This is a genomic window from Pseudothioclava alba, assembly GCF_033100795.1.
Taxonomy (GTDB): domain Bacteria; phylum Pseudomonadota; class Alphaproteobacteria; order Rhodobacterales; family Rhodobacteraceae; genus Pseudothioclava.
In genome coordinates this window covers 1-526 of the sequence record NZ_JAWLVI010000022.1, presented here as the reverse complement: position 1 = coordinate 526, position 526 = coordinate 1, and the positions used below count along the sequence as shown (strand labels likewise).

1 pseudogene is annotated in these 526 nt (G+C 60.5%); it reads left to right on the top strand.

Annotation, left to right across the window (positions count from 1 at the left end):
• Positions 1-65: 65 nt before the first annotated feature.
• A pseudogene (locus RYZ20_RS15825) lies at positions 66-526 on the top strand (transposase); the annotation flags it as partial.

Genomic DNA, 526 nt, shown 5'->3' with positions numbered 1-526 from the left:
TGACGTGCTCCCCTGAAAAGTCCTCGATTTGAGGTTAGGCTGTTCTCCAACTGAGGAGACAGACGATGAAGAGAAGCCGTTTCAGCGAAGTGCAAATCATTGGCATCCTGAAGGAGCACCAAGCCGGGCTGGGTGCGAAGGAGCTGTGCCGCAAGCACGGGATCAGCGACGCGACCTTTTACAAATGGCGGTCGAAGTATGGCGGCATGGAAGTGTCGGATGCGAGACGGTTGAAGGCCCTCGAGGCCGAGAACGCGAAGCTGAAGAAGATGCTGGCCGAGCAGATGATGGACGTCGCCACGCTGAAGGAGATGCTCGGAAAAAACTTCTGAGGCCCGGTTCGAGGCGGCGAGCTGTGGACTGGGCCATGAAGGAAAAGAGCTACTCGCAACGGCGGGCCTGTGCCCTGGCCGGGATCGATCCGCGTGTGTATCGGCGGCACCCGAAGCGGCCGGAGGACAAAGATCTGCGCCAGCGGCTGCGGGAGCTGTCGGCTGAGCGGCGTCGATTTGGATATCGCCGCCTG